Annotated in this window: 12 protein-coding genes and 1 riboswitch; all 12 genes read left to right on the top strand. The window is 66.2% G+C overall.

Annotation, left to right across the window (positions count from 1 at the left end):
* Positions 1–1,557 (top strand): hypothetical protein (locus E6K79_09975; protein ID TMQ63562.1); only part of this gene is annotated, 1,557 nt, incomplete at its 5' end.
* Positions 1,558–2,183: 626 nt separating this feature from the next.
* Entirely contained in the window at positions 2,184–3,467 is a 1,284-nt protein-coding gene (locus E6K79_09970) for a hypothetical protein (GenBank protein TMQ63561.1), read from the top strand.
* A 10-nt stretch (positions 3,468–3,477) separates the two neighbouring features.
* A complete protein-coding gene (locus tag E6K79_09965) occupies positions 3,478–4,593 on the top strand; it encodes a glycosyltransferase (protein ID TMQ63560.1) in 1,116 nt (371 codons plus the stop codon).
* Positions 4,593–5,741: a GNAT family N-acetyltransferase gene (locus E6K79_09960; protein TMQ63559.1), complete on the top strand. Its 1,149-nt coding sequence runs from the start codon at positions 4,593–4,595 to the stop codon at positions 5,739–5,741. The genes E6K79_09965 and E6K79_09960 overlap by 1 nt, the downstream gene beginning before the upstream one ends.
* A 275-nt stretch (positions 5,742–6,016) precedes the next feature.
* Positions 6,017–6,126, top strand: a riboswitch (cyclic di-GMP riboswitch).
* Positions 6,127–6,191: 65 nt separating this feature from the next.
* Complete coding sequence (locus tag E6K79_09955; protein TMQ63558.1) at positions 6,192–7,082, top strand: fibronectin type III domain-containing protein; 891 nt, start codon at positions 6,192–6,194, stop codon at positions 7,080–7,082.
* The gene (locus tag E6K79_09950) at positions 7,072–8,058 is read left to right on the top strand and encodes a hypothetical protein (GenBank protein ID TMQ63557.1); all 987 of its coding nucleotides are present in this window, start codon (positions 7,072–7,074) and stop codon (positions 8,056–8,058) included. Before E6K79_09955 ends, E6K79_09950 begins: the two co-directional genes overlap by 11 nt.
* A gap of 75 nt (positions 8,059–8,133) precedes the next feature.
* Positions 8,134–9,012, top strand: coding sequence for a DUF3473 domain-containing protein (locus E6K79_09945; protein TMQ63556.1), 879 nt, complete (start codon positions 8,134–8,136; stop codon positions 9,010–9,012).
* Entirely contained in the window at positions 9,009–10,472 is a 1,464-nt protein-coding gene (locus tag E6K79_09940) for a GAF domain-containing protein (GenBank protein TMQ63555.1), read from the top strand. Before E6K79_09945 ends, E6K79_09940 begins: the two co-directional genes overlap by 4 nt.
* A 123-nt stretch (positions 10,473–10,595) precedes the next feature.
* Positions 10,596–11,711 (top strand): hypothetical protein, encoded by a 1,116-nt coding sequence (locus E6K79_09935; GenBank protein TMQ63554.1) that lies wholly within the window; start codon positions 10,596–10,598, stop codon positions 11,709–11,711.
* A 274-nt stretch (positions 11,712–11,985) separates the two neighbouring features.
* Entirely contained in the window at positions 11,986–13,413 is a 1,428-nt protein-coding gene (locus E6K79_09930; protein TMQ63553.1) for a PorV/PorQ family protein, read from the top strand.
* A gap of 357 nt (positions 13,414–13,770) precedes the next feature.
* Positions 13,771–14,484 (top strand): sugar transferase, encoded by a 714-nt coding sequence (locus tag E6K79_09925; protein TMQ63552.1) that lies wholly within the window; start codon positions 13,771–13,773, stop codon positions 14,482–14,484.
* Between the two features lie 82 nt (positions 14,485–14,566).
* Complete coding sequence (locus E6K79_09920; GenBank protein TMQ63551.1) at positions 14,567–16,507, top strand: PAS domain S-box protein; 1,941 nt, start codon at positions 14,567–14,569, stop codon at positions 16,505–16,507.
* Positions 16,508–16,516 lie beyond the last annotated feature (9 nt).

Raw genomic sequence — 16,516 nt, 5'->3', positions numbered from 1 at the left:
GTCACGTTCACGCCGCCGGCGGTGCTCTCGACCACGACGTTCACGATCGCGCTCACCGTCGATGACGGCCACGGCGGAACGGCGACGGGGAACACCTCGGTCAAGGTCTCGCGCCACAACACGGCGCCGCAAATTACGGCCGGTCCGACCGCGAGCCCCGACTCCATCACCGACATTCAGACGAGCACCCTCAGCGTGACGGCGACGGACGCGGAAGGGGACCCGCTGACCTATGGCTGGACGCCCAGCGGCGGCAGCATCACCGGGGCCGGCGCCAGTGTCACCTTCACGCCGCCGGCCGTGCTCTCGACCACGACGTTTACGATTGCGCTCACCGTCGACGATGCGCACGGCGGGACGGCGACGGGCAACACCTCGGTCAAGGTCACGCGACATAACACCGAACCTCAGTTCACTTCGGGCCCCGCGGCGAGCCCAGACTCCATCACCGACATGCAAACTAGCACCCTTAGCGTGACCGCTACGGACCCGGAAGGGGACGCCCTCACATACTCCTGGACGCCAAGCGGCGGCAGCATCACTGGGAGCGGCGCGAGCGTCACCTTCACACCGCCACGGGTGCCCACGGTGACGACCTTTACATTCTCGATCGCCGTGACCGACGGCCATGGCGGAACCACCACCGGCAACACCTCGGTCAAGGTCTCGCGCCAACACAACGCGCCACCCCAAATCATGACCGCGCCCGCAGCGAGTCCGGACTCCATCACCGATTTGCAAACGAGCGCGATCACGGCTGGCGCGACCGATGCGGATGGTGACGCACTGACCTATAGCTGGACGGCCAGCCGGGGAACATTCTCCGGGAGCGGATCGAGCATCACCTTTACCCCCGCCGCGGTGGATACGCCGACCGACGTCACGATCTCCCTCGCGGTGGGCGACGGACATGGTGGCACAACGACCGGCCACGTCATGGTCAATGTGAGGCGGGAGCACAACACGGCTCCGCAGCTTGCGTCGGGACCGATAGCCAACCCCAACTCGATCAACTCGATGCAGAGCTGTATGATTACCGTAGATGCCACAGACGCTGATGCCGAGTCGGTGCTCTTCTACGCGTGGACCGCGAGCGCAGGAACGCTCACGGGCGGAGGTGCCACCGTGTCGTTCAAGCCGCCGGATGTGACCGCGCCCACGCCGTTCACCGTCTCGGTACTTGTCACCGACCCGATGGGAGCGACGGTATCGGGTGACGTGGTGGTGAACGTCTCACAGGCGCCCGTTACGGGCGTGGGGGACACCGGCGGGGAGCTTGTCACCGGATTCAGGCTCCGGAGCGCCAACCCAATTCACGACCGCGCCGAATTTGCCTTCACGGTCGCGCGGGAGGGACACGTTTCAGCGATCGTCTATGACTTCCATGGACGGGTCGTCGCGGTAATTGTGGACGAGCGGGCGCCGCGTGGCGTGCGTGCGCTCCATTGGGACGGCCGGACCGTCTCGGGACAGCGGGCTGCCTCGGGGACGTACTTCGTGCGGGCACAACTCGACGGCCGGACGATTACAACCACCCGTCTCACCATCCTCCGCTGAGAAGCCGGAAAAAGTTGCAAGGCGCTTCACCGGTGCCGATCTTGATGTGGAGTTGTTCCACTTGGGGGACTCCTTCATGACGTCGACACGACGCGCGCGGCGCACGCTTGCCGCTCTGAGCTTGGCGATCGTAGCTCTGTGCTGCGCGATTCCAGCCGCGGCTCAGTCGGACGCCACGCTTTTGGTCTCCTGGACCGCGACCGGAGACGACGGATCGAACGGACAGGCGTGGCAGTATGATCTCCGGTACTCGACAAGTCCCGTCGGCAGCTCGATCGCGGCGTGGTGGAACCAGGCGACTCACGTGATTGGTGTACCCCAGCCCTCGATGCCCGGCGCCCTCGATTCCGTGCTCGTGACGGGCCTCTCTCCCGGAACAACCTACTACTTCGTGCTTCGGGTCGCGGACGAAGCTCTCAATTGGTCCAGCTACTCGAATGTCGGCTCGGCGCAGACGACGGGAACTCCTCCGCCTCCTGGTTCACCTCTGGCGCCGGGCACCGAAGAAGCATCGGATCTCCGTGCCTTTCCAAACCCTGCGCCATCCGGCCCGATACGATTCGAGCTCCGCGTCGGCGGCACGGAGCCGCGGCTAGTCCGAATTCGCGTCTACGATCTGAACGGACATGTCATCGCCGACGTTGCCGACACGACCTACCCATCGGGCATCACGTCGATCACTTGGGATCGGCTCGCAACCTCCGGGAACCCGGTCGCCCCGGGCTATTACGAAGTCCTCGGAACGGTCGGGTCTTCCCGGGTGCGTGAGCGGCTCCTCCTCCTGCCCTAAGAACCGCCACCCTTTCTCCGCCTCTGCCCCTAGACCCGTCGACGGTGATCCATTGCCCCGCCGAAGGCCCGATCAGAGTACGTTCGAGGCAGATCCCGCCCGACGCGTGTCAGGAGAAAACCAAGTGAAGCTCTCGCGAAACCGTCTCGCCCCCATCGTGGCGCTCGAGCCATTGCTCGCTCTCTCGCGAGCTGCGCGGGCGCAAGTCCAGACGGCATCCCTCATGTATCATGAGATCCTGCCGGACGAAGACCCTCATGACGCTTGGACCGTGGTTCGAGAGACGGCGTTTCGGGCCCAGATGCTCTATCTCCGCGAGCGGTTTGATATCCTGAGCCTCGACGAGCTGCTCCGCCGGATGCGGGAACCCGGAAGGGGCAGGCGGTGCATGGCCGCAGTGACCTTCGATGACGGATACAAAGGGAACCGGGACGTCGTCTGGCCCCTCATTGAGAGGTTGGAGATTCCAATTACGATTTTTGTCGCCACGGGAGCCATCGAGGGCAATACCTCCCATTGGTTCGACCGCGTTATCGCGGCCCTTCTGTCGGAAGGCGCCGAAGAGATCGACCTTCGCGCATGGGGGCTGGGGACATACCGGCCCGGAGACGCCGGCGAGGGGGAGAGCAGATGGGTCGAGATTCAACGCGCCCTCGCCGACCTCAAGGGGCTTCCCCCCGCGGATCTGGATCCGGCGGTCCTGGACGTCCTACGCCAGGCGGGCGTTCAAGGGACACTCCCGCCGCTTCCACTGCTGTCCGTTCCCGACATCCAAGAAATGGCGCGGTCCCGGTTCGTCACGTTCGGTGCCCATTCGCACGGGCACGAAGTCCTACCCCTGCTCTCCCACGATGAAGTGCACGATAGCGTCCTCAAATCCAAGAAACTACTCGAAGAATGGACCGGAAAGTCCGTTCGGCACTTCGCCTACCCGCACGGAATGTTCACCCCTGAGATCGCGGGTATCGTCCGGGAGTGCGGCTTTGACAGCAGCCAGGCGACGCGACCGGGGCTCTGGAGAAAAGGGGATTCCGACCTCGCGGTCCCGCGGGTAGCGGTCGGGCGGTACGACTCGCTTGCTCTCTTCCGGATGCGGGTTAGCGGGATGCCTGGTTGGTGACCCCGGATCGATGAACGTTCTTTTCGTCATCGACTACTACGAGCACCCAAACGGCGGCACGGAGGGCCAGCTCCTGGAATTGATCCAGGGTCTCGCCCGCGCCGGGGAATCCCCGCGGCTCGCCGTGCTTCGACCGTCCCCGTTCACGCGGGAGCAGGGGAGTCGGATCTGCCCCATTTCGACGCTCGATGTCGGGCGCGTTCTCAGCGTGAAGACCCCGATCCGCCTGATCCGTTTCGCGCAATTCCTGCGTCGCGAGCGCATCGACCTCGTGCACGTCTTCTTCAATGACGCGGCCCTGATCGTTCCCATCTTCGCCAAGCTTAGCGGATGCAAGGTGATCGTCTCCAGGCGTGACATGGGCCTTTGGTACTCTCCCGCCAAGCTATTCCTGGCGCGCCTGGCCAATCCGTTTGTGGATCGCATCGTCGCGAACAGCCGCGCCGTGGCGGATCACGCCGTTCGGCACGAAAAGGTACCGCCGAAGCAGGTGGAGGTGATCTACAACGGCTATTCCACGCCCCGCATCGCCGAGCCGGCCCAGCCGGACCTGCGGGAGCGGCTCGGGATCGGCAAGGACGATCCAATCGTCGGGATGGTCGCGAACCTCAGACCCGTCAAACGTCCCGCCGATGCGATCCAAGCATTCGCGAGGGCTCATCACGATCACCCATCGGCGCACCTCGTTCTGATCGGGGAAGGCACGCTCGAGGCCGACCTGGAGGCGCTGGCGGAGAGACTCGGCGTGCGCCCGTTCCTGCATCTGCTCGGGAGCCTGCCGGACGTAATCCCCGTCGTGAAACACTTCCGCGTCGGCCTCCTCTGCTCCGAATCCGAGGGGTTCTCGAACTCCTTGCTTGAGTACATGGCGTGCGGCGTCCCCCCGGTCGCGACCCGAGTGGGGGGCAACGAGGAGCTGATCGAGGATGGCAGGACGGGTTATCTCGTCCCGACCGGCGACGTGCCGGCGCTCGCTTCCCGGATAAGCGCTCTCCTCGCGGATGGAAACCTCCGCGATCGCATGGGGGCGGATGCGCGTGCCTCCGTGGAGCGATTCAGTATCGGAGCCATGGTCTCCGCGCATCTCGCGACCTACCGGCGTCTCCTGGCCGGAGCCAAGCCCTGATGCTTCGCGTCGAGCGGGCTGACGTGGACCGGCTCCGTGAAATTCGCGCGGAGTGGAACGGCCTCGTCGCGGCCATGGCCCGCCCGTCGACCTTCTCCACCTGGGAATGGATCGAGGCCTGGTGGAGGCACTTCGGGGACGCCTACGAGCCCGTGCTGCTCCACTTCTATCGGGGGGAAACACTCGTGGGGATCCTCCCCCTCGCTTCCCGCTGGATGATCGTGGAGGACGCGGCTCTCCCAACACGGACGCTCCTCTACTGTGGAAGCCGGGAGCTCGGGTCCGACCACATCGACCTCATCGCGTCCGCGTCGGACGCGGCCGAATGTCTGGCTGCCGCCGGGACCTACTTGCAGTGGGAATTCCGCGATTGGGACCTGCTTCATTTCTCCCACGTCGCCGAGGATTCGCGTTTGCTGGAATGGGCAGAGGGAAACACGGTTCCGTTTCCCGTGGACTCGCGGGTCGTGTCCGCCGCTCCCTACGTCGACCTGAGCGTTGGCTTCGACTCGTATCGCATGAGCCTTCGGAAGAAGAAACGAAAGCACCTGGAGGGCCTGGCCGGCCAGCTTTTCGGCGGAATGGGCGTGGAGTACTGGAAGTGCGATCCGGTTGAAGCCAAGAACGCGGTGCGACAACTGTTCGATCTCCACCGCCTGCGCGCTGCCAGCTTGAAGAGGGCCACGGTATTCGAGGGAGAGCGGCTGATCCGATTCCATGAGGATATCGCGGTTCGGCTCCAGCAGCAGGGGCAGCTGCGGCTCCGATTCCTACGCCAGCGCGGAGTTCCTCTCTCCGCTTGGTACTGCTTCGAGTGCCACGGGCGGGCCTTCGCCTACCAGACGGGCATGGATCCGGCGTGGGAAAAGTACGGCGCTGGAAATCTCCTCTTGTACGAGGTCATCAGGGAATCCTCCGAAGAAGGACTGAAGGAGGTCGACCTCCTGCGAGGCGGCCACTACAAGGGCCGATGGACGAAGCGGAGCCGCGCGCTATCGACCATCAATATGTACAACGACACGGCACTCGCGCGTCTCGCGAGATGGGGCGCCAGGTGGCGAACAGACTTCGTTCATGCAGTGAAGCAGAGATCGCGTCGGCCCACCCCCCAGAACCGCGAGGGCGAGATCGCGCCTGAGGAGATGTAGGACTCGCCTCGCCTGATGTAGTCCTTCTGTACCCGCTCGTACGGCGCGCGTACGAAGACGACTCCCCGAGGCCGGTGCCGATCGGCGCCCCCCTCGTGCAGTCCTGCCCGTCCGCAACTGCAAATCTGGCCGTGCCCGTTGCACACAACAGCACTGACGCGATGTAGGTGCACGTGAAGCCCATCGGATACGACCCGAAGCGGCCATGCGCAACGCAACATGTTGTGTGGCATGGATCGTGCTCGACAGCGAATCGGGGAAGGGCTTACCGCAATCCATGTTCAGAGCAAACTGTCTGAAAGGGCAGGGCGCAGAGTCACGGGGCTAACGGTCGCGGGCTTCGGGAACAAGCCCGGAAACGACCCACGCCGGCCGGACCGCCATGGATCACAGGGGTCAGTGGCGGCCTGGCTACGGGAGCCGGACGCCCCTCCGGATGGGGAGGACAACATGCGCCAGCACCGCTCCGCAAGCTTCACCACCCCCGGCCACGCCGGGAGCACATCACTCTGGTACCTCATTGCAGCGTACATGGCCGGGTTGGTCCTGCTGTGTTTGATCGCGCCGACGGAAGCGCGCGCTCAGACCGCGGCCGATTCGACCGCCGTGCTTCGCTGGACCGCGCCGGGAGACGACGGAACGGTCGGACGCGCGACGAGCTACGCGCTTCGCTACCGGAACGCCGCGATCACGGGCACGGACACGCTTGGATGGTGGAACGCGGCGACGCAGGCTACCGGCCTTCCGGTACCCGGCGTCTCCGGCTCCACGGACTCGGTGCGCGTCCGCGGGCTCACTCCGCTGACGACGTACTACTTCGTGGTCCGGACCGCGGACGAAGTGCCGAACTGGTCGGGATTCTCGAACGTGGCCGTCGTGACCACGTCGGGCGACGCGACCGCCCCGGCCGCGATCGCTGACCTGTCGGTCACCGGCTCCACCGGAAACAGCCTCGCGGTTCGCTGGACGTCGCCCGGTGACGACAACAACACGGGTACCGCCACGTCCTACGACATTCGCTACTCCACCTCACCCATCACCTCGACCAACTGGACTTCCGCGACGACGGTAACCGGTGAGCCGACCCCGCTGGTCGCGGGCACGGTCCAGACCTACACGGTCACCGGCCTTCAGCCGAGCCAGACCTACTACGTGGCCATGCGGGCGTCCGACGAGCGAAGCAACGTATCGAGTCTCTCCAACGTGGTGAACGGCTCGACGCTCGACACGGTCCCGCCCGCTCCGGTTCGGGATCTCTCGTACGGGGATCTGGGCTCCTGGACCACCGAGCAGATCGCTTCGGCCGACTTCGAGGGGATGAGCAACCGCGATGCACGGTAAGAAGCGGTATCGACACCTGAACCTCGTTCCGCGGACGCTTGGAGCCGCGATCGCACTCGCGATCGCGCTCCTTGCCCCGCGGGCATTGAACGCGGCTTCGATCGCGCTCCGCTGGACCGCGCCCGGCGACGACGGCAACGTCGGACGGGCCGCCAACTACGAGCTGCGATACTCGGAGTCCACGGTCGCCTCCGCGGACACAGCCACCTGGTGGTCCGCCGCGACGTCGGCAGGAACGCTTCCGACTCCCAGAATCGCCGGGAGCCAGGAATCGTTCACGGTAGCCGGCCTCGACTCGGGGAAGACGTACTACTTCGTCATTCGCACCGCCGACGAAGTGCCCAACTGGTCGGGCTACTCGAACGTGGCGGCAAGGTCGACGGGCACCGGCGGGGGAGGCCTCCCGACGCCCGCGAATTTTGCCGGGGTTCCGGTGACCGGAGGGGTCCGCCTCACGTGGAACGCGGTGACGACCGGGGGCGCAACCGGCTATCACGTATATCGCGGAGCGGCCGGCGTCACGATTGGTACCCTGATCCACACCGCGACGATCACGGAGACAGCCTGGATCGACACCACGGCCCTGAGCGGTCAGGCCTACAAATACAGCCTGACGAGCTACGCCGGCGCCAATGACAGCGCCCCGACGGAGTACAACGTCTCGGTACCCGCGGACGGCGTTGTCGCGGCCCCAGGGGAATTGCTCGGGTACCCCAACCCGGCGAGCGGGAAAGTGACGCTCCGCTTCATGGCCGGCACGGCCAGCGGCGCTTCGGGCCGAGTTCGCCTCGTGATCTACGACCTGACCGGACACCTGATCAGCGAGCTGATCAACGAAGACATGCCCGCGGGGGAAACAGCGGTGGACTGGCTCTGCCAGTCCGACCACGGCAACAAGGTGGCTCCCGGTCTCTACAACGCGATCCTCGACACTCCGCTCGGACGTAAGGTCACGCGACTCGCGATCGTGCCGTAAGCGCGAGCGGCCGCACCGGCCGCGGCCGAGTTCGTCCTTCCACGATCCTCCCTCCAAACGTATGCTTCAGGCTGCGTGCCCGAAGCTCCGTTCGCATTCAGCGTCGACGTAGAGGACTATTTCCAGGTGCAGGCCTTCGCGCACATCGTGCCGAGGGAGACCTGGGAGAGCTGGCCGTCGCGCGTGGAGCAGAACACCCGCCGGATCCTCGAGCTTCTCGATCGGGCCGGTTCCCAGGCCACGTTCTTCACCCTGGGGTGGGTGGCCCGTAGACATCCCGCGCTCGTGAAGGAGATCGCATCCCGGGGCCACGAGGTCGCTTCCCACGGCATGTTCCACCAGATGCTCACCGAGCTCACTCCGGAGACCTTCCGCATGGACGCGCGTGACTCGAGGGCGGCCCTCGAGGATGTCTCCGGAGTCCCCGTGATCGGCTTTCGCGCCCCGAGCTATAGCGTCAACCGATCGACGCTCTGGGCGATCGACGTCCTGGCGGAATGCGGCTACGAGTACGATTCGAGCGTCTATCCGATTCGCCGGAGACGATATGGCTACCCGGACGGGCCGACCCGGCCGGGCGTCCTGCGCGGCGCCCGGCACTCGCTCGCGGAGTTTCCTCTTCCCACCGTGGGGTTGGGGCCACTTCGCATTCCCGTTCTGGCCGGGGCGTATCTCCGGCTCCTGCCGTCCGTCGTCTCCGTTCAGGCGGCACGACACCATCTCGGGAGGCACCTGCCGCTCGTCGTGAACGTCCACCCCTGGGAACTCGATCCGGGGCAGCCCACGGTGGGACCAAGCCGCGGCCCCTGGACCCACTATGCCCGGCTTGGTCGCACCGAGGCGATCATCCGGCGCATCCTGGCGTGCGCCCCGTTCCGAAGCGTGGCGACACGATTGCGTGAGATCGGCCTCCTCGCCCCGGCACCCGCGCGTGAGAGGGAAGGGGCCCGGTGAGCTTCGACATCCTCATCCTCGTATCGGGTGGGATCCTCGCGATACTCGGTGGAGGACTCCTGGTCTTCATGAGCCCGGGACGATACCCATCCCTCATCGCCGCAGCGGCGCTGGCCTCCCTTGGGCTCTTGCAGTTCGGTTGGGCACGGGCGATCTACGACGTCCTGGGCCCAGGCGGGGAATCGTGGTTCGAGCTCTCGCTCGCTCTCGCCCTCCCGGTCTCCCTCTGCTGGATGCTCCTGTCCCGCACGCTCGGCGTCGGGACGAATCCCGGCCAGCTCGGCGGCTGGCGGTACTACATCGTCGCGCAGGCACTCCTCTCGATTTGCGGTCTTGTCGCGGTCGGCGCATTCCCGCCGCGCGCGACGCTTGCATTCGATCTGAACGGAACCAGCTTCCCGCTTCGACCGATCTGCACCGGGATGCTCGTCGCGATCCTTCTCAACCTGATCCTGCTCACGGCGAGCTTCGAGTCGACGTACCTCACCTTCCCACGCGCGCAGCGCCACGCGTTTCGCCCCGGCCTCGCGGGGATCCTCCTTGCTTCCGGATTCTTCACCTATGCCTCGGTGAGCAGCGTTCTGGCGGGCCGGGTGACGGCGGCCGACCTGAGCCTCGGCGCGATCCCGATCGCGTGCCTCTCACTCCTCCTTCCGGTATCGCTGATTCACGGTCGGATCGGGGAGGCGCGCACGCGGCGGGCCGATCGCTCCCTTACGAGGACGGCGTCGCTGACGATCGCGGTGGGATACCTGGTCGCCGCCACCGCGCTGATCGCGATTACCCGCGCCACAGGGTGGAGCGTGGCGCGGGGCCTCTGGCTCCTGGTCGCCCTCGGAGGCGCCTTGGGAACCGCCGCTCTAGCGGTGTCAAATCGGCTGCAGCGCAGGGTCAGGCGGCTGGTCGACCCCCACCTGCTCGCCAGGCGGGGCGAGTACTACACGCTCTCGGCACGCGCGGCGGAGTCGGTCCAACCGACCCGGTCGATCGCCGAGCTTTGCGACCTGATCCCTCCAAACGCGCGCGAGCTGGTCGGGGCGGATCCGGTCACGCTCTTCCTTGCCGACGAGCAACAGGCTCGGTTTGTCGTCGTAGCGAGCACCCTGGACCCGGCTCCGGCCGTGTCCGTGAGGGACTCCGACCCGCTGGCGAGGGAGCTCATGCGGACCGGCCGGTCCATCCAGCTTCGGGGACGAACCGACGATCTCGAGTTCATCCCCATCTACGTGGAGAATGCCGCACAGATCGCCGCCTGCCGGGCGACCTCCGCCGCGCCGATCACACGGGAGGAGGAACTCTATGCGTTCCTTCTCTGCGGCGATCCGGCAGGAGGGGAGGGGATCGCCCGCCGGCCGCTCCTGCCGCTGCTGGACCTGGTCTGCCGCCGGTACTCGGCTCAGGTAGATCGGCTGGTCCCGGGTGGCTTCCGGAGCCGCCCATCTCCAGACGAGGATATCTGACGGTTATGTAACGTAGTGCGTGCAAATATGTTGAGCCGCTACCTGGACGCATCACTTGAAGGCTCGCCCCGCCCTGCCCGGCCGCCTTGACACCCCGACCGTAGCACCCTATGGTCTGAGCGCATGATTCGCTCCAGAAACGCTGGTCTACTCGTCCTCGCTGCCCTCGTCGCTTCCTTCCCGCATCCCGCGTCAGGACAGGCCCAGGGGGGAAGCCAAACCCCCAAGCCTGGCCAGGCCTCAGCCGATTCGAAGGTTCGGGGGGCAGGGGTCCTGACCCTGGTCACGGAGCCAAAGGGCGCGATCCTGTCCCTCTCCGGCTCATCCGGCATCACGGGACGCACGCCGATCGACATCCCCGCGTCGATCAGCGGCCGCTACAAGATTGTGGTGCAGGGGGCCGGGTTCTCTCGAACGCAGGGGGCGATCTACATCCCCAACGGAGCGCTACCGTCCGTGGCGTCGGAGCCGCGGGGGATCTCGCCAGGACTCATCCTGAGGGGCTTGAACTATCCCGGCCTCCCGGACATCACGAGCGGTCACCAGGCGCGCGGCGCAGCGCTCGGGATCGCCGGCACGAGCGCCCTGGTCATGGCCGGCGTCTCGCACTTCACCTATCGTAGGCGCCTCGACGACGTCGGGAGGCTGGCCCTTGATCGCGCTCAGGAGGCGAGACGGTTCCGGGACGCCTGGGTCGTATATGGGGCGGCGGTGCTGAGCGCCTCCGCATTCGATTACTGGATTCGATCCCGGATCGATCTCAGGGAAACAACCCCGACTCGCCTGACGTTGGACGTGCCCACGGTGACCCGTGGCGGTGCCGTCTGGCGCTCGTTATTCCTCCCTGGAGCGGGGCAGGAGTTCGCGAATCACCGGACCCGCGCCGCCGCCTGGCTCGGAGTGGCTCTCGTCACAGGCGCGGGCATTGTCGTCGCGGACAACAAGGTTCAACAGGACGCGACCGACTTGAAGTGGGCCAAGATCGACCTGAGCAACGCCGCGCCCTCGCAACAGGCCCAGAGCCAGCTCGAGGTGGATCAGGCGCGCCGGAATCTCCAGGCGAGCGACGATCTCCGCCGCGGATTCGTGACGGCCACGGTCGCACTTCACGTTCTGAGCCTACTCGACGCCATGGTCATGCCCGTTACGCCCACGGCGGCGCCCGCATCGAAGACGTCCTCCATCGCCCCGATTCTGAGTCCAAGCGCGGCAGGCATAGCCGTTAGCGTTCGCTTCTAGCGCCCGCAGCAGCACCAGCCCCTCGGCCTCTTCCTGCCATTCGGCGTTCGCATTTTGCTGGCCAAGTTCGTCCGATGAATGATGCGATCTGCCCGCGATCAGAATTCCTCGCCAGACGATTGCCCCTGCACGGATTTCCCACTGTTCGAGCGTGCGGAATGAGATTCCGCTCCGGCACGGTACCTGCTCAAACACGCCTACGTCCCCCCGCGTATGTCCTACACCGCGTCGGGGAGAACTACGGGAACGGGACCGCAGCCAGGGGGAAAACATCATGCGAAGGCCACTCCCAGGGGTTTTGAGAGCGAGGCGCCCACTCTCCACGGGCCTCCTCGCCCTTAGCCTCTTCGCCTCAACCTTGTACCTGGGCGTACGCCCAGCGTACTCAGACGTCTCCGTCGGCGGCAACTCGGGCAGCTTTTTGCAGTTCGAAATTGGGGGCCGCCCCAGCGGAATGGGTGGCGCGCAGGTGGGGTCCGCGGCCGGCATCATGGCTCAGTACTGGAACCCGGCCGCCCTCGCGTCGCTCGAGCAACAGCAGGTGGGCGCCATGCACGCCGCGTGGCTTCAGGACCTCAAGTACGAGTGGCTCGGCTACGCGCGGCCACTCAGCCCCAAGCTCGGCGTCGGATCGGTGAGCCTCGCTTATTTCCATCTGCCCAGCATCAACGGCACGGATGCCTTCGGAAATCCTACCGGTGACTTCAAGGTCTACGACATGGCCTTCACGATTGGCCTCGCGCGAAACCTGGCGCGAGGGATCTCGGTCGGAGCGAACGTCAAGGCGATCCGCCAAAACCTGGCCTCGGTCTCCGCGATGGGACCGGCCGTCGATCTCGGCGCCATGGCCACGTGGCGTGGCACCTCGTTCGGCGTCGTGGAGCAGAACATAGGCCCGAGCCTCTCGTTCGACGGCTCGACCTCGTACCCACTCCCGCATCAGCTCCGGCTCGGCCTGAGCCGCTCCGTCGCGGAAGGACGCGTGCTCCTCGCGACGGACTACAACATGCCGAGCGACTACTACAAGGATGTGAGGGTCGGCGCCGAGCTCAGGGCGCACCCGAACATCTCGCTTCGTCTCGGCTATCGCCGTGAGATCGGAGCAGGGGACGACCCCGGGAACGGGATGTCGTACGGCCTTGGAATCAACTTCCGCCAGATGAACATCGACTACGCGATGACGCCGGACAATCAATTCGCGGACGTGCACCGGCTTTCGTTCGGATACAGCTTCGGAAGCGGCGCGACCGAGAAGGAGCCCAAGCCGAAGAAGAGGCCTGAAGACAAGAAGCCCGCGCCGCCGGCACCAACCGGTCCTCCGGTGATCGCCGAGGTCGTACCCAAGCCGGTCGAGCCAAAGCCGGTCAAGGCGACGGAAGTAACGCCGAAGACGGTGGCACTCGCGACGCCGACACCCAGCCCGATCGCCCAATCTCCGGCGGCCTCGGCCCCTCCGGCGGCGTTCTCGGACTTCGTGATCGTGCTGCCCGGGTTCTCCTCGAAGGAGACCGCGCAGGCCGAAATCAAAGCACTCGATCTTCTCGGCTTCAGGACAAAGGATGCCCGCATCGAGAAGGATGCGAGGCGGGGCGGCTACTCGATCACGCTGACGCGAATGAATTCGAAGGGGAAGGCCGACGAAATGGCGGCCTCGCTCCAACGCATGTCCTTCCGGGCCGTCGTAGACCTGGCTCAGAAGTAGTAAACAAAGAGCGACGCTTCACGTCGCACTGTTGACGGAAGGCGAGGGGGAGATTGCCCCCCTCGCCTTCTCGTTTCATGGCTGTAACACGAACAGTCAAGGGAAGATACCATCGCCCTTGAAACCCGCCGCCTGCTTTGGTAGACTTCGTTCGTTGGTGGGGGGCGTGCGAAGGCGCGGTATTGCCGCGTTGGCCCCGCGAAGTCTCACCGTCATCTCCACCACCCAGCCCCGATCGGTGCCGGTGCAGCGTGAGGGGTTGCGCCCAAGCTCTCGCCCGTCCTTCAGACGGCTGCGATCTTAAGGCCACAAGAGCAAGGCCACCGGCGCAACGAATAGGATGTGACGGCGTTGAGCATGATGATCCTTCCATCGGAGCTGATTGCCAGGCGCAAGCGCTCCGAAGACCGCTCGGAACCACCTCGCCGTTTACTCAAAAGAAGCTTCGACTTGATCGTTGCGGGCCTCGGCATGGTGATCTTGGTGCCGGTCCTCGCGATCATCGGCACGCTCATCATCCTCGACAGCCGGGGGCCTATTTTCTATACGCAAGAGCGCATAGGAGTGAATCGGCGCCGGTCCCGAAACGGCGGCCCGCCCACCGGGACCGAACGGCGCAGAGCCGACGGCTTCGGCAGGCCATTCACGATCTACAAACTGCGCAGCATGGTGGTCGACGCCGAGCGGCACACCGGACCGATCTGGGCAGCAGCGAAGGATTCGCGGGTGACGCGCGTGGGCCGATTCTTGCGCAAGACCCGCCTGGACGAGACGCCCCAGCTCTGGAACGTGCTCCGCGGCGACATGAGCCTCGTCGGGCCGAGGCCGGAGCGCGCCGTGTTCATCCACTCGTTGGTCGAATCGCTGCCGGAGTATCCGAAGCGCTACCAGGCGCTGCCTGGAATCACCGGCCTCGCGCAGGTGAAATCGAGGTATGACTCCTCGATCGAGACCGTGAACCGGAAGCTCCAGTACGATCTCTATTACGTCCAGCACCGCCGACTTCTCCTCGACCTCAAGATCATGGTGGCCACGTTGAAGGTCGTCGCTCGCGGCGAAGGCGCGCACTAGAGAGCCCGCACGAGCCATTCACTCGGCGTCCAGATGGCCCGCCCCCTCGGCGGGCCTTTTGCTTGACCCCCGTCCGCGCCGGATGCTAGCGTGCGCGCGGGTCAACACCCGCAGAGGGAGCCTCCCGCTTTTGTTCGGGCGACGCCCCCGCCGGGCCCGGCCCCCCCAGCCCGTGAGAACGCCCACACGCCCGACCCAGACCCAGCGCGCCGCGTACGAGCGCCTCTGGCGCCGCGCCGAGGAGATCCGTCTCCTCTGCGGGCTGCCCCCGCTCTCGGGACTTGAGCCCGGCGCTCCGGACGGCCCCGACCCGCTCTCCCTCGAGGCGTTGGTCGAGCTTCTCCTTCGCGACCTCGAAGGCAACTTCCGGCGCGAGCTCGCGACCCGCGTGCAGCTCAAGGGCCTCGGCGAGCTCATGGCCTTTGCGGCGCTCGGCGCCGAGCCGGGGCAGTCGTACCGAATCCTCGTCAACTACCTCGCGCGCGCGCTCGATGAGCCGCGCCTCTGGCTCGGCGTTGTCGACGGGAACCCGCCCGCGTTCACCCTCTACGTGCCGGGAGATCCTGCGATCGTCGACGTGCGTCCCGAGCGGGTCCACGCGCAATGGCTCCAGCCGGACTGGCTCGAATGGGTCGCGCTTGGGCGGGGAAGCTCCCCGCTCTGGGTCGGCCCGACCGGATCTCGGGGTGGGGGACCGTGGCATCCGATCCCGATCCGCGGGGAGCTCGCCCCCGACCGGTTCACGGATCAGCTTCCACCGTGCCCCGGGACGATCTCCACCGGCGCGCTCTGCGCGCTCTCGGGGGCGCCGCTCGAGGAGATGGCCGGGGGGCACAGGGCCTGCGGCCGTTGTGAATTTCGGCACGTCGTCGGTCTTCTCGGGGTTGAAGGCCCCGACGCTCCCGACCGGATCGCCCCGCTCGAGGCGGTCGTTCCGTCACTGGGAGCGATCCTGGTCAGCCTCGGTCTCAAGGAGGCCCTCGACTTCGAGGCGCGTTTCCGCGACGAGGTAATCGAGAACCTTCCGCTCGGCGTGGTCGCCATCGATGCCCGGGAGCACGTTCTGGCATGGAATCGGGCCGCGGCGGCGATCATCGGGCTCTCTCGCGATGAGGTCCAGGCCCAACCCACGGCGCCCGCGCTCCGGGGACGGTCGTGGCACGACGCCTTGATCCGAAGCCTCGAGCAGGGGACCGAGGAGGGGAGGGAGCACCAGGTCTCGCGACCCGACGGGACGTCGTCTCCGGTCGAGGTTTCCACGGCCCCGCTCCGCGACGCCGAGGGCACGGTCCGCGGCGCGGTCGCCACCCTGGTCGACGTGTCGAGCATCAAGGGCATGGAGGAGCGGATCCGCCAGCTCGACCGCCTCGCCGCGCTCGGCCGGTTCGCGTCGAGCGTGGCCCACGAGATCAGGAACCCGCTGACCGGCATCGCGACCGGAGTGCAGTACTTGAGCCGCGGGTTCCCGGAGGGCGACGAGCGGAACGAGAGCGTGTCCTTCATTCTGCGCGAGGTCGTACGGCTCAACACGATCATCCAAGATCTCTTCACCGCGAGCAGGCCCCGGGATCTGAAGCTCGGGGCGGTAACGCTCGCGGAGGTGGCGGGCAGGGTGCTCCGCGGCCTCAAGCCGGCTCCGGAGGAGGCGGGGGTCACGATCGAGCTCGAGCATGCCGATACATGGCCCACGGTCACGGCGGACGCCGATCAGCTCCAGCAGGTCCTGCTCAACTTGATCCAGAACGCCGTTCAAGCCACCGCCGCGGGCGGCCGGGTGGCGATCCGGGCGCGCACCGAAGGGAACGGCCACGTGATCGAGGTGGAAGATACGGGGGCGGGAATCGCGCCCGAGCACCTGCCGCGGATCTTCGATCCGTTCTACACGACGCGCCCCAAAGGAACAGGGCTCGGCCTCTTCGTCGCGCATGCTATCGTCCAGCGGCATCGCGGCTCGCTCGAGGTGCAAAGCCGGCCCGGCGAGGGAACGCGGTTCCAGATCTTGCTCCCCATGAACCCCGCCTGAGGATTCCGG

This window comes from Candidatus Eisenbacteria bacterium, from assembly GCA_005893305.1.
Lineage (GTDB): Bacteria > Eisenbacteria > RBG-16-71-46 > SZUA-252 > SZUA-252 > WS-9.
The sequence above is the reverse complement of the archived record's forward strand: the minus strand, read 5'-3'. Positions and strand labels throughout refer to the sequence as shown.

Excerpts from the sequence above, each read along its gene's own strand:
- E6K79_09970 (TMQ63561.1), top strand. The coding sequence starts at position 2,184 with ATGTCATCGCCGACGTTGCCGACACGACCTACCCATCGGGCATCACGT.
- E6K79_09965 (TMQ63560.1), top strand. The coding sequence starts at position 3,478 with ATGAACGTTCTTTTCGTCATCGACTACTACGAGCACCCAAACGGCGGC.
- E6K79_09960 (TMQ63559.1), top strand. The coding sequence starts at position 4,593 with ATGCTTCGCGTCGAGCGGGCTGACGTGGACCGGCTCCGTGAAATTCGC.
- E6K79_09955 (TMQ63558.1), top strand. The coding sequence starts at position 6,192 with ATGCGCCAGCACCGCTCCGCAAGCTTCACCACCCCCGGCCACGCCGGG.
- E6K79_09950 (TMQ63557.1), top strand. The coding sequence starts at position 7,072 with ATGCACGGTAAGAAGCGGTATCGACACCTGAACCTCGTTCCGCGGACG.
- E6K79_09935 (TMQ63554.1), top strand. The coding sequence starts at position 10,596 with ATGATTCGCTCCAGAAACGCTGGTCTACTCGTCCTCGCTGCCCTCGTC.
- E6K79_09930 (TMQ63553.1), top strand. The coding sequence starts at position 11,986 with ATGCGAAGGCCACTCCCAGGGGTTTTGAGAGCGAGGCGCCCACTCTCC.
- E6K79_09925 (TMQ63552.1), top strand. The coding sequence starts at position 13,771 with ATGATGATCCTTCCATCGGAGCTGATTGCCAGGCGCAAGCGCTCCGAA.
- E6K79_09920 (TMQ63551.1), top strand. The coding sequence starts at position 14,567 with ATGCTAGCGTGCGCGCGGGTCAACACCCGCAGAGGGAGCCTCCCGCTT.